24 protein-coding genes and 1 riboswitch are annotated in these 25,032 nt (G+C 36.7%); of the genes, 6 read left to right on the top strand and 18 right to left on the bottom strand.

The window, feature by feature from the left end; genetic code table 11:
* The first annotated feature begins 3 nt into the window (after positions 1-3).
* Together ACRX5O_RS10745 and ACRX5O_RS10740 are read left to right on the top strand one after the other, a co-directional pair.
* Positions 4-1,425 (top strand): alanine/glycine:cation symporter family protein, encoded by a 1,422-nt coding sequence (locus tag ACRX5O_RS10745; protein ID WP_433905952.1) that lies wholly within the window; start codon positions 4-6, stop codon positions 1,423-1,425.
* Between the two features lie 96 nt (positions 1,426-1,521).
* Positions 1,522-2,412, top strand: a complete 891-nt coding sequence (locus ACRX5O_RS10740; protein ID WP_433905951.1) for a VanW family protein — start codon at positions 1,522-1,524, stop codon at positions 2,410-2,412.
* 52 nt (positions 2,413-2,464) lie between these two features.
* On the opposite strand, the gene ACRX5O_RS10735 is transcribed toward ACRX5O_RS10740, so the two are convergent.
* From ACRX5O_RS10735 to ACRX5O_RS10705, 7 genes are all read right to left on the bottom strand, one after another.
* Positions 2,465-3,241, bottom strand: a complete 777-nt coding sequence (locus ACRX5O_RS10735) for a divergent polysaccharide deacetylase family protein (RefSeq protein ID WP_433905950.1) — start codon at positions 3,239-3,241, stop codon at positions 2,465-2,467.
* Between the two features lie 96 nt (positions 3,242-3,337).
* Positions 3,338-3,934, bottom strand: coding sequence for an energy-coupled thiamine transporter ThiT (gene thiT / locus ACRX5O_RS10730; protein ID WP_433905949.1), 597 nt, complete (start codon positions 3,932-3,934; stop codon positions 3,338-3,340).
* A gap of 62 nt (positions 3,935-3,996) precedes the next feature.
* Positions 3,997-4,095: riboswitch (TPP riboswitch) on the bottom strand.
* 85 nt (positions 4,096-4,180) lie between these two features.
* A complete protein-coding gene (locus tag ACRX5O_RS10725; RefSeq protein WP_433905948.1) occupies positions 4,181-5,872 on the bottom strand; it encodes a methyl-accepting chemotaxis protein in 1,692 nt (563 codons plus the stop codon).
* A gap of 100 nt (positions 5,873-5,972) precedes the next feature.
* On the bottom strand, positions 5,973-7,061 hold the full coding sequence (locus tag ACRX5O_RS10720) for a nitric oxide synthase oxygenase (RefSeq protein ID WP_433905947.1): 1,089 nt from the start codon (positions 7,059-7,061) through the stop codon (positions 5,973-5,975).
* Positions 7,062-7,132: 71 nt separating this feature from the next.
* The gene (locus ACRX5O_RS10715; protein WP_433905946.1) at positions 7,133-8,314 is read right to left on the bottom strand and encodes an alanyl-tRNA editing protein; all 1,182 of its coding nucleotides are present in this window, start codon (positions 8,312-8,314) and stop codon (positions 7,133-7,135) included.
* Positions 8,315-8,413: 99 nt separating this feature from the next.
* Positions 8,414-9,361: a DUF2705 family protein gene (locus tag ACRX5O_RS10710; protein ID WP_433905945.1), complete on the bottom strand. Its 948-nt coding sequence runs from the start codon at positions 9,359-9,361 to the stop codon at positions 8,414-8,416.
* Positions 9,358-10,296 (bottom strand): ABC transporter ATP-binding protein, encoded by a 939-nt coding sequence (locus ACRX5O_RS10705; RefSeq protein ID WP_433905944.1) that lies wholly within the window; start codon positions 10,294-10,296, stop codon positions 9,358-9,360. Before ACRX5O_RS10705 ends, ACRX5O_RS10710 begins: the two co-directional genes overlap by 4 nt.
* A gap of 230 nt (positions 10,297-10,526) precedes the next feature.
* Between ACRX5O_RS10705 and ACRX5O_RS10700 the strand changes: the two genes are divergently transcribed.
* Entirely contained in the window at positions 10,527-11,882 is a 1,356-nt protein-coding gene (locus ACRX5O_RS10700; RefSeq protein WP_433905943.1) for a TrkH family potassium uptake protein, read from the top strand.
* A gap of 39 nt (positions 11,883-11,921) precedes the next feature.
* Here ACRX5O_RS10700 and ACRX5O_RS10695 read toward each other — a convergent pair whose 3' ends face one another.
* From ACRX5O_RS10695 to ACRX5O_RS10685, 3 genes are all read right to left on the bottom strand, one after another.
* The gene (locus ACRX5O_RS10695; RefSeq protein WP_433905942.1) at positions 11,922-13,160 is read right to left on the bottom strand and encodes a hemolysin family protein; all 1,239 of its coding nucleotides are present in this window, start codon (positions 13,158-13,160) and stop codon (positions 11,922-11,924) included.
* A 71-nt stretch (positions 13,161-13,231) separates the two neighbouring features.
* Positions 13,232-13,792 carry a hypothetical protein gene (locus ACRX5O_RS10690; protein ID WP_433905941.1) on the bottom strand — a complete coding sequence of 187 codons (561 nt, stop codon included), beginning with the start codon at positions 13,790-13,792 and terminating at the stop codon, positions 13,232-13,234.
* Between the two features lie 95 nt (positions 13,793-13,887).
* Positions 13,888-15,249, bottom strand: a complete 1,362-nt coding sequence (locus tag ACRX5O_RS10685; RefSeq protein ID WP_433905940.1) for an aspartate kinase — start codon at positions 15,247-15,249, stop codon at positions 13,888-13,890.
* 189 nt (positions 15,250-15,438) lie between these two features.
* Between ACRX5O_RS10685 and ACRX5O_RS10680 the strand changes: the two genes are divergently transcribed.
* On the top strand, positions 15,439-15,885 hold the full coding sequence (locus ACRX5O_RS10680; protein ID WP_433905939.1) for a YndM family protein: 447 nt from the start codon (positions 15,439-15,441) through the stop codon (positions 15,883-15,885).
* A 51-nt stretch (positions 15,886-15,936) separates the two neighbouring features.
* On the opposite strand, the gene ACRX5O_RS10675 is transcribed toward ACRX5O_RS10680, so the two are convergent.
* The 5 genes from ACRX5O_RS10675 to ACRX5O_RS10655 form a co-directional block, all read right to left on the bottom strand.
* The gene (locus ACRX5O_RS10675) at positions 15,937-16,458 is read right to left on the bottom strand and encodes an RNA polymerase sigma factor (protein WP_433905938.1); all 522 of its coding nucleotides are present in this window, start codon (positions 16,456-16,458) and stop codon (positions 15,937-15,939) included.
* Between the two features lie 29 nt (positions 16,459-16,487).
* Entirely contained in the window at positions 16,488-18,482 is a 1,995-nt protein-coding gene (locus tag ACRX5O_RS10670; RefSeq protein WP_433905937.1) for a DUF6449 domain-containing protein, read from the bottom strand.
* Positions 18,457-19,356, bottom strand: a complete 900-nt coding sequence (locus tag ACRX5O_RS10665; protein WP_433905936.1) for an ABC transporter ATP-binding protein — start codon at positions 19,354-19,356, stop codon at positions 18,457-18,459. Before ACRX5O_RS10665 ends, ACRX5O_RS10670 begins: the two co-directional genes overlap by 26 nt.
* Complete coding sequence (locus ACRX5O_RS10660) at positions 19,343-19,738, bottom strand: GntR family transcriptional regulator (protein ID WP_433905935.1); 396 nt, start codon at positions 19,736-19,738, stop codon at positions 19,343-19,345. Before ACRX5O_RS10660 ends, ACRX5O_RS10665 begins: the two co-directional genes overlap by 14 nt.
* Positions 19,739-19,897: 159 nt before the next feature.
* Positions 19,898-20,884 carry a zinc-binding dehydrogenase gene (locus tag ACRX5O_RS10655; RefSeq protein WP_433905934.1) on the bottom strand — a complete coding sequence of 329 codons (987 nt, stop codon included), beginning with the start codon at positions 20,882-20,884 and terminating at the stop codon, positions 19,898-19,900.
* A 256-nt stretch (positions 20,885-21,140) separates the two neighbouring features.
* Here ACRX5O_RS10655 and ACRX5O_RS10650 point away from each other — a divergent pair, with 256 nt between their 5' ends.
* The gene (locus ACRX5O_RS10650; RefSeq protein ID WP_433905933.1) at positions 21,141-22,067 is read left to right on the top strand and encodes a MerR family transcriptional regulator; all 927 of its coding nucleotides are present in this window, start codon (positions 21,141-21,143) and stop codon (positions 22,065-22,067) included.
* 106 nt (positions 22,068-22,173) lie between these two features.
* Here the strand turns inward: ACRX5O_RS10650 and ACRX5O_RS10645 are convergent, their stop codons facing one another.
* Positions 22,174-22,581 carry a GtrA family protein gene (locus tag ACRX5O_RS10645; RefSeq protein WP_433905932.1) on the bottom strand — a complete coding sequence of 136 codons (408 nt, stop codon included), beginning with the start codon at positions 22,579-22,581 and terminating at the stop codon, positions 22,174-22,176.
* Positions 22,582-22,728: 147 nt separating this feature from the next.
* On the opposite strand from ACRX5O_RS10645, the gene ACRX5O_RS10640 reads away from it, so the two are divergent.
* Positions 22,729-23,187 (top strand): DinB family protein, encoded by a 459-nt coding sequence (locus tag ACRX5O_RS10640; protein ID WP_433905931.1) that lies wholly within the window; start codon positions 22,729-22,731, stop codon positions 23,185-23,187.
* Between the two features lie 48 nt (positions 23,188-23,235).
* On the opposite strand, the gene ACRX5O_RS10635 is transcribed toward ACRX5O_RS10640, so the two are convergent.
* The gene (locus ACRX5O_RS10635) at positions 23,236-23,955 is read right to left on the bottom strand and encodes a YebC/PmpR family DNA-binding transcriptional regulator (protein WP_119708731.1); all 720 of its coding nucleotides are present in this window, start codon (positions 23,953-23,955) and stop codon (positions 23,236-23,238) included.
* A gap of 240 nt (positions 23,956-24,195) precedes the next feature.
* Entirely contained in the window at positions 24,196-24,987 is a 792-nt protein-coding gene (locus tag ACRX5O_RS10630; RefSeq protein ID WP_433905930.1) for a TIGR00266 family protein, read from the bottom strand.
* Positions 24,988-25,032 lie beyond the last annotated feature (45 nt).

Below are 25,032 nucleotides of genomic sequence, written 5' to 3'. Positions count from 1 at the left end.
TCAATGGAATGGATTCAAACAATTGTCGGACAAGCAAATAATATCTTTTGGTCATATATTTTAATTGGCTTGTTATTAGGCTTGGGCATTTATTTCACCATAAGAATGCGCTTTGTCCAGATCGTAAAAATCGGGGAAATGTTTCGCGTACTAAAAGATAAAAATACAAATGTATCGGGTGGAAAAGGGGTTACCTCCCTACAAGCATTTTTTATCGGTGCTGCTACAAGAATTGGTACAGGAAATATTGCTGGGGTAGCAATGGCTATAGCAGTTGGTGGTCCTGGTGCTGTTTTCTGGATGTGGATGGTTGCCATTTTAGGTGGCGCTAGCGCGTTTGTTGAAAGTACTTTGGCACAAATCTATAAAGTAAAAGATGGAGCCGGATTTAAAGGCGGCCCAGCTTATTATATGAGAAAACAACTCGGTTCCGTTGGACTTAGTAAAGTATTTGCCTTTGGTATCATATTTTCTTTTGGATTAACATTCATTGCTGTTCAAAGTAATGTTATTGCTGCTTCTTTTAACAGTTCATTTGGTTTTGATGGATTACTTGTAGGCATCGTATTAGCCATTTTAACGGCCGTAATTATATTTGGCGGAGTACAACGTGTCGCAAAGTTTTCGTCTGTTATCGTACCGATTATGGCATTCTTTTATATTATTTTAGCCGCATACATTATCATTACGAATATTCAGGAAGTACCAGGCGTTTTAGCACTTATTGTTAAAAATGCATTTGGGATCGACCAAGCAATTGGTGGTGGCATGGGTGCTGCGATTATGATGGGTGTAAAAAGAGGGTTATTCTCAAATGAAGCTGGTATGGGTAGTGCACCAAATGCTGCTGCGACTGCAGTTGTGTCTCACCCTGCAAAGCAAGGGTTTGTTCAAGCACTAGGTGTGTTCTTTGATACTCTTGTAGTTTGTACAGCTACAGCATTTATTATCTTACTGTCTGACTCTTATACGACAGGTCTTCAAGGTATTGAACTGACACAAGCATCTTTAGGTGAACATTTTGGAAGTTGGGCAAGTCTCTTCTTAACCTTTGCCATTTTTATGTTTGCATTTTCTTCAATTATTGGGAACTACTACTATGGGGAAGCAAATATAGAATTTGTTCATAAAAGTAAAGCTACCTTAATTATTTTCCGAATTCTAGCTGTTGGAATGGTCATTTTCGGTGCTGTTGCAAGCTTACAAATTGTTTGGGATTTGGCTGACTTAGCAATGGCCATTATGTCCTTTACAAACCTTATTGCCATTGGTTTACTTGGTAATATTGCTTTTAAAACACTTGATAATTACCTTGAACAACGTAAGCAAGGTCTTGACCCTGTGTTTTTTGAAGATAGTATCCCTGGATTAAAAGGGGTAGAGAGCTGGCCTAAACAAAAGCAAGAAACAACTGAAAAAGCTTAATCAAAAGACTGGGAATTCCCAGTCTTTTTCATTTCTTAATCCCCGCATAAGGAAATCATGAACTTGGAATAATACTCATGGTACCTAAGTGGAAGGATGATACGATTGAAATTAACTGGACTTTTATCTATTCTCATGCTTATTCAACAACCAGCCAATCACGATGTACTTACATTGATTGATAATGATCAACCCATAATGAGTGTAGATCGTGAAGAACTAGTTTTTCCTCTTCCCAATACTCCTCTTATGGACTTGCATCATCTTGACATCTTAACTGCTGAACTTTCCCAACAAGTATACATAGAGCCGAAAAATGCTTTTCTTGATGAACATGGAAATTTACAGCCAGAGCAGCTGGGATATCAACTCGATAAGAGAGCATTTCATACCCTATATCACTCCTATTTTTATAGTAAAGGTGCTAAAACGCTTAAAGTACCTAAAAAATCCATTTTCCCAGAGGTAGATAGTGAGTTATTGTCAAGAATTCGACAACAAGCGATCGGATATTATGTCACTTATTTCAATAGCTACAATACCTCAAGAACAAATAATATAAGAATATCATCCGAAGCGATAAATAACTACGTCCTATTTCCAGGTCAGACCTTTTCGTTCAATGAGGTGGTTGGTCAACGGACAAAAGAACGTGGATATACGCCAGCTCCTATTATTGTTCGAGGTGAGCTTTCTGAGGGGGTCGGCGGAGGTATTTGCCAAGTGTCTTCTACACTCTTTAATGCTGTGGATCGAGCAGGGTTAAAAATCGTGAAACGATATTCTCACTCCAAACGTGTCCCTTATGTTCCTCCAGGTCGCGATGCAACAGTCAGTTGGTATGGGCCTGACTTTGTTTTTATGAACAACTATAAGCATCCTATCTTAATACGTTCAAAAGTGAGAGGGGGTTCCGTATCCATACTTTTGTATACTTCAGACGATGTGAATGTTGAACTTAATCAAGTTCCAAGCATGTATCAATAAAAAACAAGGCTGTCCAATGAATGGGAGGATCCCACCCACTGGACAGCCAATTTTAATATAGATGAAAATACTTTGATCGAATGGAATCAGATAACAGTTCGGATACCGGGACGACCTTTATATGCTTCTGCTTAAATTCAGTCATTGACTCAGTAACACCTAACGAGCATACCTTACCTGATGTACCAACATGTCCAATTGCAACAGCGGTTCCCCTGCTCTCCGCAATCCTTGCAAGGATAAGCATTTGTTTTTTGACCTGATTCACAGAACAGATATCATCCAAAAACACGTCTCGCTTAATAAAAGGTACATTTAATTCCTCAGTGATTTCCTCAAATTTTGATTTTGGACTTGTTGCACTATCTACAATATATAGCTGCTTTTCCTTTGCTACTTCGACAATAATTCTGACAATCTCCTCATTTTCAACGACAAGCGAGCCCATATGATTATTTAATCCCATAGCATGAGGAACACTATCGATAGCATCAATGACTCTCTTTCTTACTTCTTCCTTTGATAAGTCATTCGTTATTGGCTTCGGCCCTAACCAAGAGGCCTTTCCCTTTTTTGGCTGCATAGGCAAATGTACCATAATCTCTAAGCCATTTTCATATGCCCATTCTGCATGCTTTTTAGAAAGTTCATTAAAAGGCATAATAGCCGCCGTTATTCTCACATCACCTTCTAGAAAATCCTTTACACCTCCCACACCACCGCCAAAATCGTCAATAATAATAGCTGCCTTTTTCACTTCCTGGCCATGCCCATGATGAGGGAACAGTGTAAAGATGACCAAAAAAATGATAAATGAAGTTTTTTTCATAAAATCCTCCATTTTAATGTTAGTTCTTGGGATAGTTTGTCTCATTGAGGAAAAACCATACAAAAAACTCGTCCAAAACATTGGACGAGTGTTAGATTACGATATTTTTTTCATGGTCTCTGAAGAGGAAACCCTTTTGTGGAGAAGAAATCTTGGTGAGCTAGACACTAATAAGAATAAAATAACGGAACAATAGATGGCTGCCCCAATCATTGTACCACCATTCACGCCTAGTGAAAATAAGAATGGAGACATCCCATCCGGTGCATATTCTCCCCAGAATAAAAATCCCGCGATAAAATGCCAAAAATAACGAGCCGCACTTCCGACGAATGTGGCAACTATCATCCATTGAAGGGCTTTCTTTTTATTTTCAGTAAGTGCTACCTGAATTTTTTTCATAAAGAAACCTGCAAATCCAATAAACGCAAAGGCCAGAAAATACTCAATGAAGCCCTGTAGCGGAGTTAGAATATAGGCATCACCCATGGCAATTTGTAATAGTCCCCATAAAAAGCCAGAAGCGGTTGCAGCAACGAATCCCCATCTAAAGGCAATAATTAAAATAGGTAGCATCGCAAATGAAATGGAAATATTAGGCGATAGCTTGATCGATGGAAGAAGGTCTAGAATTAATGCAAAGGCTGCAAAAAAAGATGCTTCAATCATCATGATTAATCGTTTGTTTCCCATATAAAAAATCTCCCCTTTTTGGAAACCTCAAGGAGAGCGTAGATAGACATGATTGCACGAAAAATTCAGTCAGTCCACATCCCTGCGCTAGAATTATCTAACAGGTTCAAAGGGTCAGAACAAACGTTCACTCTCAGCATGACGCTCCCCTTGTGGTTTCTTCGTATGTAGTTATAATTTCGTTTTCATTATATCATATAAAATTAAATAGAAAAGCATCTAGTTGGAACTAGATGCTTTTCATGTTTATATTTTAAATCGGCGAACTAGCTGTTGTAAGGTTTCGGCCATTCCTGATAGGTCTTGAGCACTTGCGGTTACTTCTTGGAGGGTAGCAACGTTTTCTTCTGTTCCGGCTGCTACTTCTCTAGTTGTTGCAACGCTTTCTTCTGCGATTCCTTTTACATCGTCAATTGCTTGTACGACATTTGAACTATGCATACTTAGTAGCTCGATGGCACATGAAACGTCTGATACCTTTTCAATTACGTCTCCCATTGACTCTCCAATAAGAGCAAACGCTTTCTTTGCATCCTGACTATATTCGAATCCTTCAGATACTTTGTGAGACTGTTCTTCCATTGCTGAAACGGCTAGATCCGTCTCAGATTGGATATAAGAAATCATTTTTGTAATTTGATCGGCTGATTTTTTTGATTCCTCCGCGAGCTTTCTTACTTCGTCAGCAACTACAGCAAATCCCTTGCCATGTTCACCTGCTCTTGCAGCTTCAATTGCGGCATTTAAGGCTAGCAAATTCGTCTGATCTGCAACAGTGGTAATCATATTAAGGATAGAAGTAATTTCATTCGAGCGTCTCCCTAACTGACGAATGATTTCTGAAGCATTCAAAACTCCATCATTGATAAGATTCATTTGGTTAACAACTTTTTCGATAGATAATGCTCCTTGATCTGTAACTTGAAACGTATTATCAGCTGTGACGAGCATTTTTTCACTACTTTTTGTAATTAAATTTATATTGCTAGACATCTCTTCAATCAATGTGTGAATTTTGGTTAAATGTTGTAGTTGCAGATCCATACCCTCTGAGTTTTGTTCAACAATATGAGAAATTTGTTCACTTGCTTGAGTACTGTCCTGCGCACTTGTACTTAGTTGTTCACTACTAGCTGCAACTTGAGCTGATGAATCTCTAACTTGAACAACTACTTCTCTTAATCCAGAAACCATTAAGTTGACAGACTGTATCATTGCCCCTATTTCATCTTTATTTTTCACTTGTATCTCATCAATAGAAAGGTCTCCGCTCGCAACCTTCTCAATAGCTTTAGATGCATAAACAATTGGTTTTGCAATCTGTAGACTTATAATTGTCGCTAGTGCTAATGCCACAAGAATCGCAGATACACTTATTACAATCATTATTGTGACAATTCCATCTATTTTTTTTGTGGTCAAGCTACTCGCATGGTCTAAATGTTTTTCCTGAATAGATAGAAGTTCATTTACTTTTGCATTAAACTGCATACCTAACGTTTGTGCAGTTGATTTTGCTAGAATTAAATAACCTAATTCATCATTGTCTTTCTTCATTTGTATTTGGTCTTGAGCAAACTTCGAATCATTTTTTGACATTTCCTCAAGAGCAGTTAACGTATTTAATAACTCCTTATCAGTGATTGTTGTTTTTAATTTCTTCATAGAGTTATCAAAGCTCTTTACTGCCTCATCGTATTCTGTAATATAGTCAGCTTCTCCAGTGAGTAGGAAGCTCCGAACGGCTGCTGATTTTCTAATCATTTGCTCTTGGAGATTTTTCACTTCTAGCTTTTGACCTACTTCTTCTTTTAAGAATGATTGATACGTATTGTTTACTGAATAAAGTTGAAAAATCCCAGCACTTGCTACAACTACTAACATGAATAAAACAATAACAAAACTACCTATAATTTTTTTTCGAACAGTGATATTCATGATTGCTCCCCCATTTATAGGTTGTACTTTATACCTATATTAACAATAGTTCTTTTGATATGGAAGCGTTTTATTTTAATTAAAAAGAAATAGACAAAATCTATTTCTTTTCGTAAGGAGCCACTTGATAAAAATAATTTGGCAATTGAATGCTATTGTCATATTGCTGGTGAAAAATATGGGTTAATGCGGGAGAAACAGGGGGTATCAACCAAGTCCAATTGCCTGTTAATTTCCGGCTTTTTTCTTTCTCTCTTTCTTCAAACAACTTAAACTGAGCCGCAGCGGTATGATGGTCAACAATACTTACTCCAGCCTTTTTATAGGAATATAGAACCGCTCGATTCACTTCAAGTAGCGCTCGATCCTTCCAAAGACTACTATTTCTAGACAAATCTAATTTCATGTGATCAGCAACTAAAGGCAACACATTATATCGGTCTTCATCCGCTAAATTTCTAGCCCCTATTTCTGTTCCCATATACCAGCCATTAAAAGGGGCAGCCGTGTATTGTATTCCACCAATTTCAAGACGCATATCAGCAATCATCGGTACACCATACCACTTTAATTCTAGTTCTTCAAACCATTCATATTCCGGATGTGAAAGATTGACCTCAAGAACTAGACTCGGAGGGATAGTTTTCCAATTTGGTTTTTCATGATTTACTTGAACCACTAGAGGTAAAAGGTCAAAATTTGTATGGTTCCCCTCCCACCCTAGCTCTTCACACACCTTTGTAAATGGAATAGAGTGAGGGTCTCCAATCAATCCGTGCTGTGTATCATATCCAGCATATCGAACAAGCTGGTGGTTCCAAATCCGTATGGAATGTTCCTTTGTTTCCTGTTTGAAAATAGAAATGGTCGGTCTAATATGACCATTGTTTGTCGCAAATTTGATATGTTCGAAAAGTGCATGGATGATCTCATCGGATTGATGTAAATGACGACAATCTTTAACAATCAAAGACTCCCAAAACAAACGTCCAATACATTTATTACTATTTCTCCATGCCATCTTTGCCCCATGGGAAAGTTCTTCATATGTATGTTCATATGTTCCCGTCTTACGAATCGAACTTTTTACTTCTTCCAATCTTGCTAACAAGGTAACATGATCCTTTTCTAGTTCTAAATAGCAAAGATTGATAAATTCTTCTGCTTTTTGGAGTAAATCTTCATTCAAGGCAAATCCCTCACGTTTATTAGTTTACATAATAATATTATCGTAACCTTTAGAGCTTACTGGAATCTCATTCACTTCAATTGATGTAAAAGCATTGTAAGGAGTGCATCAGAAGTTATCGTTTTAGCCTCTCCACCTCCTTGTGCCTGTTTTTCATTTCCTCCTCCCCTTCCATTTATCACTGGCAATATCGATTGAGCAAGATTCTTCATATTGATAGCCGACTCTTCTCTTTGACACACAAATTGAAGTTTCCCATTTATCGCTGAAACGAAAAGGACATTGACTTCAGGGTCAATAGCCAAAACATATCGAGCAATGGTTTGTAGCTCTTGGAGGCCCTTATCTGCAAAAGTAGCTTGAACGACTCTATGGTGCGCAACTTTTGTTGTTTCTTTTAATAAATCCTGAGCTTCAAACTGTAAAATAGTTTCTTGTAAAACCTTTATTTCTTTTTCAAGTGTTTTATTTCTATCAATGAGTCGGAGGGCAGCAGTCTCTAGTTCATTTTGAGGTGCATGTAAGAGACTTGTTAACTTTGATACAACAGTTGTCTTATCATGAATCTGCTTTCGAACACGGTGACCACATACAAACTCGACCCTTGTCTTTTTCTTTTGTCGTTCAGTACCCAAGATAGTAATGGCTTGAACTTCACCTGTATTTTGTGGATGAGTACCTCCACAGCCGTTATAATCAAATTCTGGAATGATTACTAAGCGGATATTTTCTTCAACTGAAAGGGTTTTCCGTAACGGATATTCGCTTACTTCCTCTTTTGAAACCCATTTAGTCTCTATTTTTCTATGTTCTAGAATGATTTGATTAGCTAATTGCTCGACTTTTTCCAGCTCTGTAGAAGAGATATTCTCTACATTGAGATCAATTGTTACTTTTTCTGACCCAAGATGAAAACTGATGGTTTCATAACCATATAATTCTACAAATGCGGCAGTTAGGATATGCTGTCCAGCATGCTGCTGCATGTGATCAAATCTTCTTTCCCAATCTATAATTCCCTCAACTTTAGAACCAACAGAAATGGAGTCATTTATATAATGTCGAATTTCTCCATTTACTTCTTCCACATTCGAAACTACTTTTCCGTTAATCGTTCCCGTATCGCTTGGTTGCCCTCCACCAGAAGGATAAAAGGCGGTCTCACTTAGTACAATATAATCGTCTTCACTTTTCGTAACAGTTGCTACAAAAGTGGATTGATACACATTTTCATAATATAGTTTTTTTGTCATTTTTCTATAACACTCTCTTTCGTTAAGAAATGCTACACCTACTTTATCACAAAAAGAAAAGAGGTAGCTATTTCTACCTCTCTCCTTGTTTTGTAGGATTTAAATACTCACATCACGTTTTTGAAAATAAACAAACGTCGCAATCATAAACACAATATAATATACGGTAAGAATGAATAGGGAACCAGCTAAGGTAATATTTTGCAAAATCTTATCTTGGAGGGCAAACACGGTTAAGTCTAGATGAGGAAAAATAAGAAACTTTGCCCAAGTATACTCTTCAGCAAGCATGATAATAAGTCCACCTAATGTAGTTGAAACAAATAGAACAAAAATTCCTATCCCTACAGCTACAGCCTGACTTTTAAAGAGAGTGGACAACATAAAGGAAATCGTAGTAATCATAAGCAAGCTAGGAAGAAAATAGACTGTTTTTAAGAGAAACTGCGTACCAAGTACGGCCTCTTTTTGCCCATCTAGCGTATATTCGAAAAATGGTGTCTGAAAGTCTCCTAGACCAAAAAATAAAACCCCTACAATGAATCCTGAGACAATTAATGTGGCCATTAAAATAACTGCATATATTAAAACCGCAACATATTTTGACAATAAGATCTTCCATCTTTTATGCGGTCTTATGAGCAGCTGTTTAATTGTGCCATCTGAAAACTCAGCAGCGACGACCGCACTTGCTACAATAACAGAAAACAAGGTGACAAGTGTTGTTACGCCTATTACGACATCGTTCATAAAATGCCAATTGGTTTTTGCCGTTGGATTTATATTTTTCTCAAGAAATCTTTCATTTTGCTTGATTTGATCTTCTAGCCAGGTTGGATCTTGATCGGCGGGAGTTTGCTCTATTTCTTGTTTATACTGCGCATTCTGTGCTTCTAAATTTTCACGCCAATTTTCATCTGCCTCTCCATTTACTCTTTGATAAATAAATCCACCAATCACCATTGCAACAATTAGTATTGCAATATAAATCCAGCTTGCCCGTTTCTCGAAGATTTTTATCATTTCATTTTGAATAAGTCCGATCATATCGATTGCTCCTTTTTTTCTTTATTTGTAATCTCAAGGAAGCGATCTTCAAGCGATGCTTTTAAATAAGAAATTTCATACACTTGTAATCCGTTCGAGACAAATAGCTGATTCGCCTTAGCAACTGTCTCCCGATCCATAGATGAATAGATAAAACCCGCTTCCACCTTTCTTTCTTCACCCAAATTTTGATTTACTAGTAGATTAAAGGCCTGTTCAGTGTTATCAACCTCAAACATCACATGTTGTTTTGTTTGACTGCCTAGATGGACTGTTTCATTCATTCGGGAGATATGAGTTAGCTTACCTTTTTCTATAATGGCAAACCGATCACACATCAGTTCCATTTCTGAGAGCAAATGGGAGGAGACCAATACAGAAATACCTTGATTCACTAATAATCTTAAATAATCACGAAATTCTCTTATTCCTTGTGGGTCAAGTCCATTCGTCGGTTCATCAAGAATGAGAATACTTGGACTATGTAATAAAGCCTGAGCTACTCCGAGTCTTTGTCTCATTCCTAGAGAATACGTTCTTACTTTCTGATGGATTGCTTGTTCCAGACCGACCAAACGTATGACCTCATCAAGCCTTTCAACTGAAACATCCTTTGTGGCCATTCTCATATAATGCTTTAGGTTTTTCATACCACTCATATATTTATAGAATTCAGGATTTTCCACAATGGCCCCTATTTCTCCCATTGCTTCTTTGAAAGATTCATCTAGATCATGTCCATTTATCACTACTTTTCCTTCTGTACGATTAATTAAGTGGACGATCATCCGAATGATCGTTGTTTTTCCGGCTCCGTTAGGACCAAGTAAACCAAAAATTTCTCCTTTTTCAATTTGAAAAGTTACGTTTTTAACAATCAATTTTTTCCCTATTTTCTTTGTAAGGTTGTGAACTTCTAGAGCATATTGAGTCATTTTCGCCCTTCTTTCTATCCTTATTTAACACATATTTCTATACGATTGAAATTGGATAAAGTTACAAATTATTATTTATTTTCGATTGTTTCATCATATACTCTGTTAAAATAATACTAGATTACTGTTTGAGCAATTAAACAAACTACTTCCCGATTACCAATATCTTTTGTATAATTGGAACTTATGGGAACAACAATAAGTTTAGAATATTTATAAAGAGGTTTATCATGAAAATTAGTTCGAAAATCTTTATGGAAAAGCTTTCATCTGTTCAAATCATTGTATTATTTTACGTACTTGCGGTGGTTATATCAACTGTACTTTTAATGCTTCCAATCACTTTAAAATCTGGAGAGGACATTTCCTTTATTGATGCATTATTTACTTCTGCTAGTGCGGTAAGTGTTACAGGACTTTCTACCATCTCTATCTCTGAAAAGCTAAGTGTGGCAGGAACATTCATTTTTGCTTTCATCCTTCAATTCGGTGGAATTGGGATTATGACACTAGGCACATTTATTTGGCTCCTAATGGGAAAGAAAATTGGACTTCGTGAACGAAAGTTAATTATGACCGATCAAAATCAGTCCACTCTGTCAGGTCTGGTTCAGTTAATGAGACAAATTCTTTATCTTATCATCTTTATTGAAGTAATTGGGAGTGTAGTACTCGGTATTTACTTGGTTAATTACTATCCCAATTGGCAGGAAGCCTTTTTACATGGCTTTTTCATGAGTGTTAGTGCGACCACGAACGCAGGATTTGATATTACCGGTCAGTCCCTGCTTCCATATGCTAATGATTATTTTGTTCAACTCGTTAACATCATACTGTTAATTCTTGGTGCTATCGGTTTTCCTGTTCTAATTGAGGTTCGTCACTTTTTATTTCGTAGAGAAGATAGTCTATTTCGATTTAGTTTATTTTCAAAAGTTACATCAACAACTTTTTTCCTTTTAGTTATCGGTGGAACTTTACTCATTATTCTTTTTGAGTATAATCATTTTTTTGCAGGGAAATCTTGGCATGAATCATTTTTTTACGCATTATTCCAATCGGTTACTACTAGAAATGGTGGTTTAGCGACCATGGATGTAAGTGAATTTACAACCCCTACCCTACTACTTTTATGTATTCTCATGTTTATCGGGGCCTCTCCAAGCAGTGTGGGTGGTGGTATACGAACTACCACTTTTGCAATAATGATGTTAAGTATATTTACATATGCAAAAGGTCGAGATACGATAAAAGTATTTAAAAAGGAGATTTTACAAGAAGATATTCTTAAATCATATATTGTCATCACAACGGCAGTTATGATTTGTTCAGCTTCTGTCATTATATTGGCTGTTCTTGAACCTTCAATAGGTTTAATGGAGATTGTCTTTGAAGTTAGCTCGGCTTTTGGTACAACGGGATTATCAATGGGGATCACGGCAGATTTAAGTACAGCCAGTAAGCTAGTCATTATTTTGGTTATGTTTATTGGTCGTATCGGAATCTTCTCCTTCTTATTTATCATTCGAGGAAACCCTGTCAAAGAAAAGTTCCATTATCCTAAAGAACGTATTATTATTGGTTAGTTATAGTAAAAACTCCGCTGCTAAGGCAACGGAGTTTTTTTACACTAATGGTGGAGTTTTCTTTTTTATTTCAATTTGCTTGATTTTATTATCCTCTACTACAAGCATTTCAAAGTGGAGATGATGGTATTCAAATGTTTCCCCTTCCTCTGGGAAATGCCCCATCTCTTTTAATAAAAATCCTGTTAATACATCTTCATCTTCAGGAATCTTTGTTTTGAACACTTCATTTAATCTTCTTAAGGCTAGCTTTCCATTACAAATAATATGAGAGTCCGTTAATTCATCGATCAAAATCTCTTCATTTTCATCTGTCTCATCTTTTATTTCAAGGCCAATCATGGCTTCAATAATATCCTCGTTTGTAATTATTCCTTTGGTTCCCCCGTATTCATCAAGCACAATCGCAAGATGCTTGCGTTCCTTTAGCATCATTTTAAATATCTTTTCAATTGAGTGAAATTCAAATACAAATAATGGGGAATTATCTGTAAAATCCTCTAATGGTTTATCAGGTTCTACTGACCAAGATAATAGACCCTTTGAATGGAAGACTCCTACAATATTATCCATATTTTCTTTATATACTGGATATCTTGTATATTGATTGTTTATAACCACTTCTCTCGCTTCCTCAAATGTCGAGTCAAAAGGAATTCCTTGAATTTCCATGCGCGGGGTTTTTAATGCATCTCTAACATCTAAGCTATAAAAATCAATAACTCCCTTTATACTTTTCGTCTCATCATTTTGAAATGTACCTTCCGTCGCGGCAATGTCGACCATAGTAATAAGCTCTTCCTTTGAAATAGACACGCCATCCCTATCTTCTTTTTCTAAAAGCTTAATGACAGCTCTTGTAAAGCGTGACAAAAGAAATGTTAATGGTTTTAATATAATCATAATGAACTGAATGACTGGAAAGACGAGAAAGGCAATCTTATCAGCAAAACTAGCAGCAATCGACTTAGGCAATACTTCAGCAAATACAATTAATACGACCGTAAGAATCCCTGTCACAATCCCTACGTTCCATCCATACTCAATGGCAATAATGGTTACCAATGTAGGAAGCATAATATTAGCGATATTGTTACCAATTAATATTGCTGTAATTAATTCGTCCAAATTAGACACAAGTGTTAAAAGCTTCTGCGCCTTTTTGTCACCGCTTTCTGCCTTTGTCTTTAGTTTCATTTTATTAACCGCAGTTAGTGCAGTTTCACTTCCAGATAGAAAAAAAGACATAAGCAGAAAAAATATAATAGCTATAAACACAAATCATCCTCCAAACAAAACTATGATGAGTATAACATTAACAAATTACTATTCATTTTGCCACTATCATGTTATCTCTCATGCCATTGATTTAGCATAAAAATAAAGCCCATTATCGTACCGATGATAACAATAATAAAGCTAAACCAATATGCTCTAGTATCACTGGGAATTGGATTTCTATATTTCGATGGGACGAACCAATCACCGAGAAACGCAAAGAAACGGATATATACCCAATAGAGAGAATACGAGTCCCATGTATCCCAGGGACCTCTATACACAATAAAATGAAAAAAATACCTTAGTACCATTTCAATCGCGAAAACAAGATTGATAATAGTAAAGTAAAAAACAAATGTGTGGTGCTTCGGCTTATAATAAATGGAAAATAACGTGAGAAACGTAAAACTCATAGCAACGGTAGGTAGAATAACTGGTAGAGGCAACACAAATCGATAAAACCCATTTTTGTAGAAAAACATACACAACACTATGGATACTAGGATGCTTATTCCTGTAATAATACCGTAACTTACATAATTCTTTCGTAAGATAACCAATAATCCGATAGCAGTAAGGATAAATACAACGATTAATATGACCCAATGGATTCCCGTCTGTTCGAGCATATCTTACCTCTTGTTTTTCATATTTCCTTTATTTTTTACTAAAACAAGATTATTATTTCAAAAAAAGAAGCATGAATATTCATGCTTCTCCTATCTTATACCGGTACACCGACAAAGAACTTATTATAAAGTGCTTTTACTGCATGCTTTTCATCCGCTTCTTTTACGCCAAACATCATACTCACTTCAGATGAACCTTGGTTAATCATCTCAATATTCACACCAGCATCGGCAAGTGCCTTTGCAGCTCTTGCTGTTGTTCCAACATTTTGTCTCATGCCTTCACCAACAATCATGATTAAAGCCAAGTCGTGCTCAACCTTCACTTCATCTGCATGCAACTCTGTGAGAATAAGGTTAACAATACGTTGTTCTGTTTCGTAATCCATTTGATCCTGACGTAAAATAACAGAAATATCATCAATTCCTGATGGAGTATGCTCATATGACATTCCATGTTCTTCTAATATTCTTAATAATCTACTTCCAAAACCGATTTCTCTGTTCATTAAATATTTTCCAACATAAATGCTACAGAACCCTTTATCACTTGCAATTCCTGTTACAGGACCATTTTGAACACTGCGCTCATGAACAATTAAAGTCCCTGGCGAAAGCGGGTTATTCGTGTTTTTTACCTGTACTGGAATTCCTGCCCTAAAAGCTGGAATTAATGCTTCATCGTGAAATACAGAAAAGCCAGCGTAAGAGAGTTCTCTCATTTCACGGTAAGTAAGTTCTTTTATTTCTTTTGGGTCTTGAACAAGATTTGGATTTACTGAATAAACAGCATCTACGTCTGTGAAATTTTCATACAGATCTGCTTTTATGCCATTCGCTAAGATCGAGCCTGTAATATCGGAACCACTTCTCGAAAAAGTTACAACATTTCCATCCTTTGTATAACCAAAAAATCCTGGGAAGATCAAAATCCCATCTTCTTCTCGTAGTTTATATAAATTGTCATAAGATTCCTGTAGTACTTGTGCATTCCCTGTCTCATCAGTAACAAACAATCCAGCGTCCTTTGGATTGATGTATTTTGCCGGCACTCCTTTTGATTGAAAGAACTTCGCCACTAATTTCGCATTATTGTCCTCACCAGCTGCTTTTAGAGCCTCCATATAATGGTCTGGATTGGATTTATCTGCAGATAATAATGAGTGTAAAGTATTTTTAATCTCTTCTGTAATATCTGATGAGAGATGGAGTTCCTTAACGATGCTATCGTAACGATCGATTATTTGCTCAAGTGTCACACTTGTATCTTCACCATTTAATCCCTGCTCTGCGCAATGTATCAACAAATCTGTCACTTTTATATCATCTGATTTTCTCTTTCCTGGTGCTGATACAACAATTACCTTTCGACTAGGATCAGCTGTGACGATTTGAAATACTTTTTGTAACTGCTCTCCATTTGCTAAAGATGATCCTCCGAATTTTGCTACCTTCATGTAAACATCCCCTGATAAATAAAATTTATATTTATTATCGCTTCAAAGTAGTAAAGAATCAAGCATTTTTTCCTCATTAGATGGACAAATGTATTTTTAGAGAGGACAATTTAGATTTTTCATGTTTCTTTTCCTCTAGTGAATGGAAAATGAACTTACGTTTACAATATGTAAAAAGGAGCGAAATCTATGCGCACAAATTTTCGAATCATCCTTCTTAAGTTCGTTGCTTGTATTATTATATTTACTATTGCCTTTGACCTGTTCTTTGAAGCCGGGATTTCCGAAGTCTTGTCATTCAGTATTTTGGTAACCATTGTTTCCTATTTCATAGGAGATAAAATTATTTTGCCGAGGGTTGGAAACCGAGCCGCTGTTGTCATCGATTTTTTCACTGTCTATGCGATTGTGTGGATTTTTGGAAACGTTCTTCTACACAGCTATGAACAGATTGCATGGGGAAGTATTATAGCAGCAACATTCATCGGAATATCTGAGGTGTTTGTACATTTATTTCTAATAGGTCGGTTAGAACCATCGACTCCTACAGAAAGGAAAAGACCTCTACGTACGTCTCAGAAGCTAGCGTTTGGGACGGAATTTGCTGAGGAGTCGGATCCTCGAAAGAAAAACTAAAAACGTTACTGCCGTAGAGCAGTAACGTTCCTTCTTTATATTTCTAGCATGTCATGCATAGTTTTTTTCTGCTAAATGCATGGATAATTTTTTCCTCGCTCGATATAACACGGTTTTGACATTGTTTTGATTAAGGTGTAATGCTTCGGCGATTTCTTTTTCCTTCATTCCTTCTACAACTTTTAAATGTAGCACAGATTTTTGATTAGCATTAAGCACCCCAAAGGCTTTTGTTATTTCATTCTGTAATAACAAAGAATTCACTTCTTCTTCCACATTTTTATGAGATGCGACCTCTTGGTAAGTGATTTCAGTTTCGAGTACTTCTTTCCTTCTTTTTTCTTTTCTCACAAAATCAATTGCTGTTCTTGATGCAATCGAGGATAACCATGAGCGGAGCTTGGCCTCATCAACGATGGTATCTATTTTCCGAAATGCTTTAAAAAATGTTTCTTGTACTACGTCCTGTGCTAAGTGGTAATCCCTTGTGATACCGAAGGCGATATGAAAGAGAAGTTTTTGATGACTAAAACAAATCGTCATCATATCTTCCTTCGATAATTCCTCATTCATGATCACTCCCTCCCTTTCCCCGTAATCCATTAATTAAACTTTTCATTTACATATGCAGGTGCGTCGCTCTTGTCAAACGTTCCTAAATAAGGGTCCTGTTGATTTTTAAATTTATAGGCGATTACGTATGTCTTTTTACTGTCTGGTAAATAAGCGTCTTCTGTAATATCCATCAGTTCTCTTATTTGATCTTTCGTTTTGAAAGTTTTGGCGTTTGGATGATTATTCATATTGGTAAAAACTTCAAGATTTGAGTATCCATCATGATTGATTTCGAGGTCCTCTTTTTCTAAAACCACTGCGTAATCAATGTCTTCCTCCGAGATAAAGGCATTATCAAGCAGTTCTTTCTCAGCTAACCAATTTTCAAGCTTTTTGTAGCTAGCTAAGGCAGGGATATCTGCGTATCCGTAAAATTCTTTGCTATTATTCAAAGAAAAGGAAATATGAGATTGAAAAGATTTTGAACTATACATCTCCTCATAAGTTGAGGCTAGAATATCTTCCTTTATAATAGATAGAAATTCCTTGATATCTGCTTTCTCAGAAATTACGGCACGATCATTTTTATATCCCATTGACTCAATAGTAATCATGTTAATTTCATTCGTTGTTAAATTGAACAATGGATAGTTAACCTCTTTATATTCCTTTGATTCATGAATAGGTTTGTAGTATGCCAAATAATCATCTTTGTTTATTTCGTATTCACGAACCAATTTTTTTCCGTTCTTTAACTCATACACAAAAAAGGCGGTTTCAATTTGTTCACCTGCACCTGATGCTTTTTTACTTTCTTTATTGGAAAGAATCTGCTTATGCAAATCGTGAACTAATCCAATATTGTTTTTTTCATTTAAGTAGAAGGTATCTTTTGAATAGCCACTTTGCTCAGGATTCAAGTAAAGATACGGACCATCGCTTAAATGCACCTTTTGGATATCTTCTATCTCTGGAATTTGGTTTTCATAGTTAGTGAGATCAAACTGAAAAATAGCAATGATTACTATTAAAATACCACCATAATATAGATAACCTTTAAGATTACCAAATACCCTCCATGTTTTATGAAGTAGAATTTCAGCTAGTACATAACCGAAAAAGGATCCAAACAGATAACCGAAGAATAACCAGCTTTCCGATACCTCACGATAGTCACCGAAGTAAGCAGCTGCCAATAATGCACAGCAAACAGTCATTCCAAATTTCAAGATTGGTTTTAAAATCGGAAATATAACGGCTTGAGATACAGATTCCGGTTTCCTTTTTTTATAAAGCACTAAACTAAGAAAATACAGTAATACAGAAATACCGGCATAAATCCCTAAAAGTATCCCATTAGAAATATCTTGTATTCCTTCTATCATGGTTAACGGAGATAAATATTGTACTTTTCCATTTAAATGATAACTATCTGGAAAACCAAACATAAAAAACTTAAGATTAAATGCGCTTAATACAAATAATCCAACTGGCAGAAGCAGAAAAATATACGATAGAATACCTTGTACAATCGAAATACCTGTGATCATGCCGATAAACACTGTACTAATATATATGATGGTATTAAAAAGAATTGTCATCCCTAACCAATAAAAAATAGAGTCAGTTACTAAAATAGATTGTAGATCCAAAACACTACGCTGAACGAAAACTATCGTTGCAATTATGACGACTGGTATGTTTACCATTAGCCAACCAGAAAGAGTGTATTGGTGGAATAGCGTTTCTCTATTTACTGGTAAACTATGAATAAGATCTGAGCTTTGTTTTGACTGCATAAAATGAAACAAGAACAAAGGCAATAAAACCGGCACGGATACTAGTAAAATATATTGAAGTTCCATATTGTATTGAAACACATTCGCTGGTTCAAACATCAAACGTTCATTTGTAGTGCTCAATAATATTTCAAATGGGATGGCAAACAACAATACAAGAAAATAAATAATAGATACCCAACCTGAGCTTCTAAGCATTAATTTTAAAATCTCAGGGTTAAGCAAAGATGTTTTTGATGGCATATCCGACACCCTCCATTTCATAAATAAAGATTTCTTCTAATGTTAGTGGGAGAATATCGAGAATTACAGGTTGATATTTCTTGACTTTATCTACTATTTCCGCTTCTTTTCCTTTAACAATACAGATAAAGACACTTCCTCTTTTCTCTTGATGCAAAAGTTTGACACCGGTAAATAGATTCTCCGGGACATTTTCCTTGAATGCTACTTGAATTTTATGTGTGTCAGACTTTAAGTCATCAAGTTCCTTCTCAATCAATAGCTCTCCTTTATGCAAAATGCCTATATAATCACAAATGTCTTCTACTTCACGCAAATTATGGGAAGAGATAAGTACCGTCATTTCCCTTGAGGCTACATCTTCAATAATTAAGCTTTTAATATTTTTCCGAACAACTGGATCCAGTCCATCCATAGGCTCGTCTAGAAGAAGGATTTCAGGCATGGTGGACAGGGCTAGAATAAACGCCGCTTGCCTTTGGACACCTTTTGAGAATTTATGAAGCTTTCTTTTTTCATCGATCTTAAACGCATCCACAAGTAATTCGTATCTCTCTTGATTCCACTTATAGTAAATTTTCTCATAAAATTTACCCATATCAGCTAGTGTGTATTGTGAAAAGAAGAATGGTTGGTCAGGAATAAAGAACACACGCTGTTTTATGTAACAATTTTCAAATACTGAGTTCTCATCAACCAATACAGAACCGTTGTCAGGAACATAAATTCCAGCTAAAAGCTTTAATAAAGTAGTTTTCCCCGCTCCATTTGTTCCAAGCAACCCATATATTGATCCCTTTTGAATATGGAGGCATATATTTTCAACCGCATCGGTTCCCTCAAAGGATTTACTTACCGAACTAAATTGAATCACTTCTGCTCCCTCCCCCTATTGTGGATTCCACTTCCTTTATGATTTCAACGAGTTGATCACTAGTGATTCCAAGATACATAGCTTCTGACAAAAGTTTTATTAGTTCAGATTTAATTGTCTTCATTTTTTCACTGTTTTGCTTTGGAGTATCTGGACTCACAAAGCTCCCCTTTCCTTTGATTGAATAAATATATCCTTGAACCTCAAGCTCTCGATAGGCTTTTTGAATGGTATTCGGGTTAATCGTCAGTTGCTGTGCCATTACCCGAACGGATGGTAGCTGTTCATCCGCTTTCATGACTTCACTAATAATAAGCTCTTTTAACTTGTCTACCAGCTGTTCATATATTGGTTTTCGACTTCTAATATCTAGCTCAAACATGGTCACCCTCCAATCTGTACCTAGTGTACTATTAATCGTAATACAGATGGTACAGTTGAATTATATTTTATATGTCCAAAAAATAGAAGAGTTTTTTAAAAAAAATAAAAAAAAACACCCTCATTTTGTTAAAATGACGGTGCTTCTAATGCAAAATAGCTATGACTTACTGGCTAGCTTCAGTACAACTTTTCCAAAATTACTGCCTTTCTCTATTCGATCTTGGGCTTGGTGCATTTCTTCTAAAGTATAAACCGAATCTATAGCCGGGCGTAATTGATGTTCTTCATACAGTTTCAGCATGTTTGTAAAATCTTTTGGTGAACCCATGGTGGAACCAAGTATATCCAAGTGCTTAAAAAATATTTTTGGCATGACGATTTGTGGGATTGGTCCAGCGGTTGCCCCGAAGCTAACAATTCTTCCCCCGTTATTTGCTACATTAATTAGTTTAGAAAAACTAGAGCCTCCCACACTATCAACAATGAGATCTGCCGACCCTTTCATTTGTTCCTTTAGTAGTCGATCCCATCCTTCTTCTTTATAATTTACACCACCAATAGCTCCCATGCTTATCGCTTTTTTAATCTTCTCCTCGCTACTAGACGTAACAAAGACTTTTGCTTTTACTGCAACAGCCATTTGTAGAAGAAAGGTTGCCACTCCGCCACCAATCCCAGGGATTAATACAGTCTCTCCTTCTTGTAGTTTTCCTCTTGTAAACAACGCACGGTAGGCTGTTAATCCTCCTAATGGAAGCGCTGCAGCTTCTTCCCAGCTAAGGTAATCGGGCTTCGGGAATATATTTTCTTTAGGTACTTTTATGTATTCAGCAAAGGTTCCATCTGAAGGAACACCGATAATATGAAAACCTTTTGAATAGAAGTTTTCATTTTCTCCCCAATTTAATGCAGGATAGATAATGACTTCGGACCCATCTTCTAACACCCCAGCCCCATCAGCTCCTGGTATTGCCGGTATCTTAATTCCTGGATATTGTCCCATTCGAACATATATATCACGACGGTTCAAAGCTGACGCCTTCAACTTTACGAGCACTTCATGAGCATTCGGTATGGGCTTCTCCACTTCTTCTAGTCGAAATTGCTCTGGTCCTCCTAGTTCACGTAATACGATTGCTCTCATCCCTTACCCTCCCCGTTTTTCTATGACTCTACCCTTTAGTTTAGCGATTGACACTTACAGTTTCTACCTTCTTTTTTCGAGGTTTTTTATTGATTTCGACTCTCGAATCGCAAATAACCAAACTTTCCCTCAGCTTTTGGGGAAAGAACACTAGTTTTGATAGCTTTTGTCTTATGGCAGGAAACTAACTAGTTTCATAGAGAATAATTGTTAATATTAGCACACCACTAAATTCTTATAAGAAAGGAACGTCACTATGATAAATCAAGAAATTACAAGAGCCTATTCTATTCAAGAGGTATCAAAACTACTTGGAATTCCTTCTGGAACGATTAGACAATGGGAAAAAGATTTAAGTGGACTTTTAGTCATTCCGCGTACAAAGCAAGGTGCGCGTTATTATACAAGTGTTGAAATTAAACTTTTAGAAAAAATTTCAGCTATGAGAGCTCAAAATGTGGGCAAGGGCATGATTCGAACCCTTCTAGAGAAGCACTTACAATCCCCTTCAGAATCTGTCTCCGAATCATTCGAAATGGTTTTGTCAACGACAGATGTAGCCGAGCCGGAAAAAACAAACGAGCACTCGTTACAATTAACTGACATTCAAGCCAGCCTTCAAGTTTTAAAAGAAGGTGTGATTCACGAAGTAAGGAGAGAGATGTTAAATCAGCGTTCCATTCTTATGGATGAAATCAAACACGAGTTAGCAAATTCATCATTACAAACAGTCATTGATCTTTCAAAGTCAATTCAAAGATCAAACGATAAGCGAAAGGCTGACATGCAAGTACTGAGTGAAGCGATTCAATCAAATTCGAAATATACCTCTGAAACATTCGGAACCTTATCAGAAACCATTGCGAAACATTCGAAAGCAACCTCTGAAAGTATTGAGCAAAAAATTGATCAAATGAACCAAGCCGTTCAAACAGAAAATGACCAGCTTCTATCAGCAGTGTCTCAAACCGTAGCAGATGTTAAAAATGATGTTCGAACAGTTGCCTTTTCTTTGCATGAGGATCAACAGCAGCTCCGAGAATCTATTCACGAGCTCCAGGAATTCACTAGTCACATTCATCAACGCGAAGAAGGATTTCAAGATCTAGTTTCAGCTTTCCGTGAAGCGGCCGCCGCAAAAACCGCGAAAAAACGAAGCTGGTGGAGACTTTGGGGAGATTAATATGTGATTGAAAGACAAAGTATGGGTAGATCCCGCTTTGTCTTTTTTGCGGATGAAAACTCGCCTTTATGCATTACCTATACTTTATTCAAAACCATATTTCGAATCACTCGTACCCCCTACTTCTCTCGATTCCCTGAAACACCCAGAACTTACTGCTTATAAAGTTAATTACCATCCCAATCCCTGTGCATATGACCTTTGCAATTAAAACAGGCAGATGAAACAGGTTGATAAAGAGAAGAATCAGCACTGATACTACAATTAAGGTAGCTACATTTGCTACTACATACTTTAAGGGCTCAGAGTACTCATTTCTTTTATTCTCCTTAAAGGTCCATGAACGATTCATTATAAAACTATTTAGCATTCCACATCCATATGAGATGATTTGAGACAATAGAATGGGACAACCATTTGTCAGTAACAGGCTAAACACGCCAAAATCAACCATCGTATTAATTGCTCCAACAATAGAAAACTTGAAAAATTCAATAAGTGTCTGATTCCTCATAAATCTCACTACTTTACCCATTTTTTATCCAGACATAGTATGTTTCTTAACTAGACAAATTATTTATACGTAGTTAAAAATTGTTAGAAATAAGTTCGTATCATATAATTATCTAGGTGGTTATTTTTCAATTGAGGAGGAAAATGAATGAGTAAATTATCTGGTTTCATCAGCGGCTGGCTATCGCATAGAAAGGCATTACTTGAGTTACTAAAAGTGGTTAACGATGAGCAACTCTCCTTTAGACCGTGGGAAAATGGAATGTCCTTGTCGGAGCTTGCCCTTCATATCTCGGGTTCCACTTCAATGTTCGTAAACACAGTGAAGACGGGAGTGTTTACACCTCCAACAGAAAAGAAGGAAGTCTCTACTGCAAAAGAGCTTATTGAATTAGTTGAGGCTCAGACTGAGTACGCTAAACAAGAGCTGGAAAAATTAACTGATGAACAATTAAAAAGTATCATAGCTTTTGCTGGAATGGACTTACCAGGAAAAGCTATTTTGGAGCTGGCTAAAGATCATGAAATTCATCATAAAGGACAACTTTTTACATATGTTCGTCTTTTAGGAATTGAAGAGGTTCCTTTCTTCATCTATCGTCCATAAATATATAAAAAAGAAACAGGCCTTTGTATGATAAAGACCTGTTTCTTTTTACTCTCCTAAATCAACGTTATGATACACACGTTGTACATCTTCTAAATCTTCTAATGCATCAATTAATTTTTCAAATTGTGCTTGAGCTTCTGGGTCTAAGCTAATATCATTTTGCGCGAGCATCGTTAGCTCAGCAACCGTAAATTCTGTAATTCCAGCATCTTTAAAAGCAACCTGTACAGCGTGGAACTGATCGGGTTCCGCATATACAATTACAGTATCCTCTTCTTCAATAATGTCACGTACGTCAAGATCTGCTTCCATTAGTAACTCAAGTACCTCGTCAGACGTTTTACCCTCAATACCAAAAACAGCAGTATTATCGAACATATAAGCAACAGATCCGCTTACTCCCATGTTTCCGCCGTTTTTGCCAAACGCAGCGCGAACGGTAGAAGCTGTGCGGTTCACGTTATTGGTAAGTGCATCAACAATAATCATTGATCCGCTTGGTCCAAAGCCTTCGTAACGAAGCTCATCATAGTTTTCTTCCGCTCCACCTTTAGCTTTATCAATCGCACGGTCAATAATAACTCTTGGTACGTTATACGTTTTCGCACGCTCTAAAACGAATTTAAGCGCCTGGTTTGATTCCGGATCCGGCTCACCTTGTTTAGCTGCTACATAAATTTCTAACGCAAATTTGGAGTAAACTCTACTCGTATTTGCATCCTTGGATGCCTTTTTTTCCTTAATATTGTTCCACTTACGGCCCATAATGAACACTCTCTTTCAACATTGTATCTACTTACCTACTAACTAGGCTTATACTTAATCACATGACATATTATACCGCAACAACTCCATTTACGAAAGAATTATAACGAATAGATCATAACGGTGACAGACACCCTTCGTGGACATTTTCCCTGCTTTTGTCCATCTCAGGTGGACAGTGTGCAATTAAGTCAAAAAAAATAAGCTGCCGTAGCAGCTCATGCAAAATAAAGTCTCTTATTAATCTCCATCCAACATTCTAAATACGCCACCCAATAGACTACCTTCGTCTCTTCCATTTCCTCCAGCCTGCGGAGCTGCTGCAAATACCCGACTCGCTAAACGACTGAATGGTAGAGATTGAATCCAAACGGTTCCAGGTCCACGTAACGTAGCAAAAAACAACCCTTCTCCACCGAATAAAGCAGTTTTCACACCTTTAACCATTTCAATATTATAATCTACATCCTTCGTCATTGCGACTAAGCAGCCAGTATCGACACGGAGAACTTCACCTGGTGCAAGCGTTTTTTGATAAATGGTCCCACCAGCATGAACAAAAGCCATTCCATCACCTTCAAGCTTCTGCATAATAAATCCTTCTCCACCGAAAAATCCTGCACCCATTTTTCTCTGGAATTCAACTCCAACCGATACACCTTTTGCAGCTGCTAAGAACGCATCTTTTTGACAAATAATTTTTCCCCCTAGCTCACTGAGGTCCATTGGTACTATTTTTCCTGGGTATGGCGAAGCAAAGGATACATGTTTTTTCCCACTACCCTGATTCGTGAATGTCGTCATAAACAAGCTTTCGCCAGTAATCATTCTTTTTCCGGCTCCTAGTAATTTCCCCATCAGACCTCCACCACCGGAAGATCCATCACCAAAGATCGTCTCCATATGAATGTGGTCCTCCATCATCATTAAGCTCCCTGCTTCAGCGATTACCGTTTCTCCTGGGTCAAGCTCCACTTCAACGAACTGCATGTCATCTCCATAAATCTTAAAATCAATTTCATGATTATTCATCTACATTTCCTCCAAATTTAACTGTTTGTTATTTTCGTCCTTATA

The sequence above is a fragment of the Robertmurraya mesotrionivorans genome (assembly GCF_050971805.1).
Classification (GTDB): Bacteria; Bacillota; Bacilli; order Bacillales; family Cytobacillaceae; genus Robertmurraya_A.
Note: the sequence above shows the minus strand (reverse complement) of the source record. Positions and strands in the feature narration are given on the sequence as shown.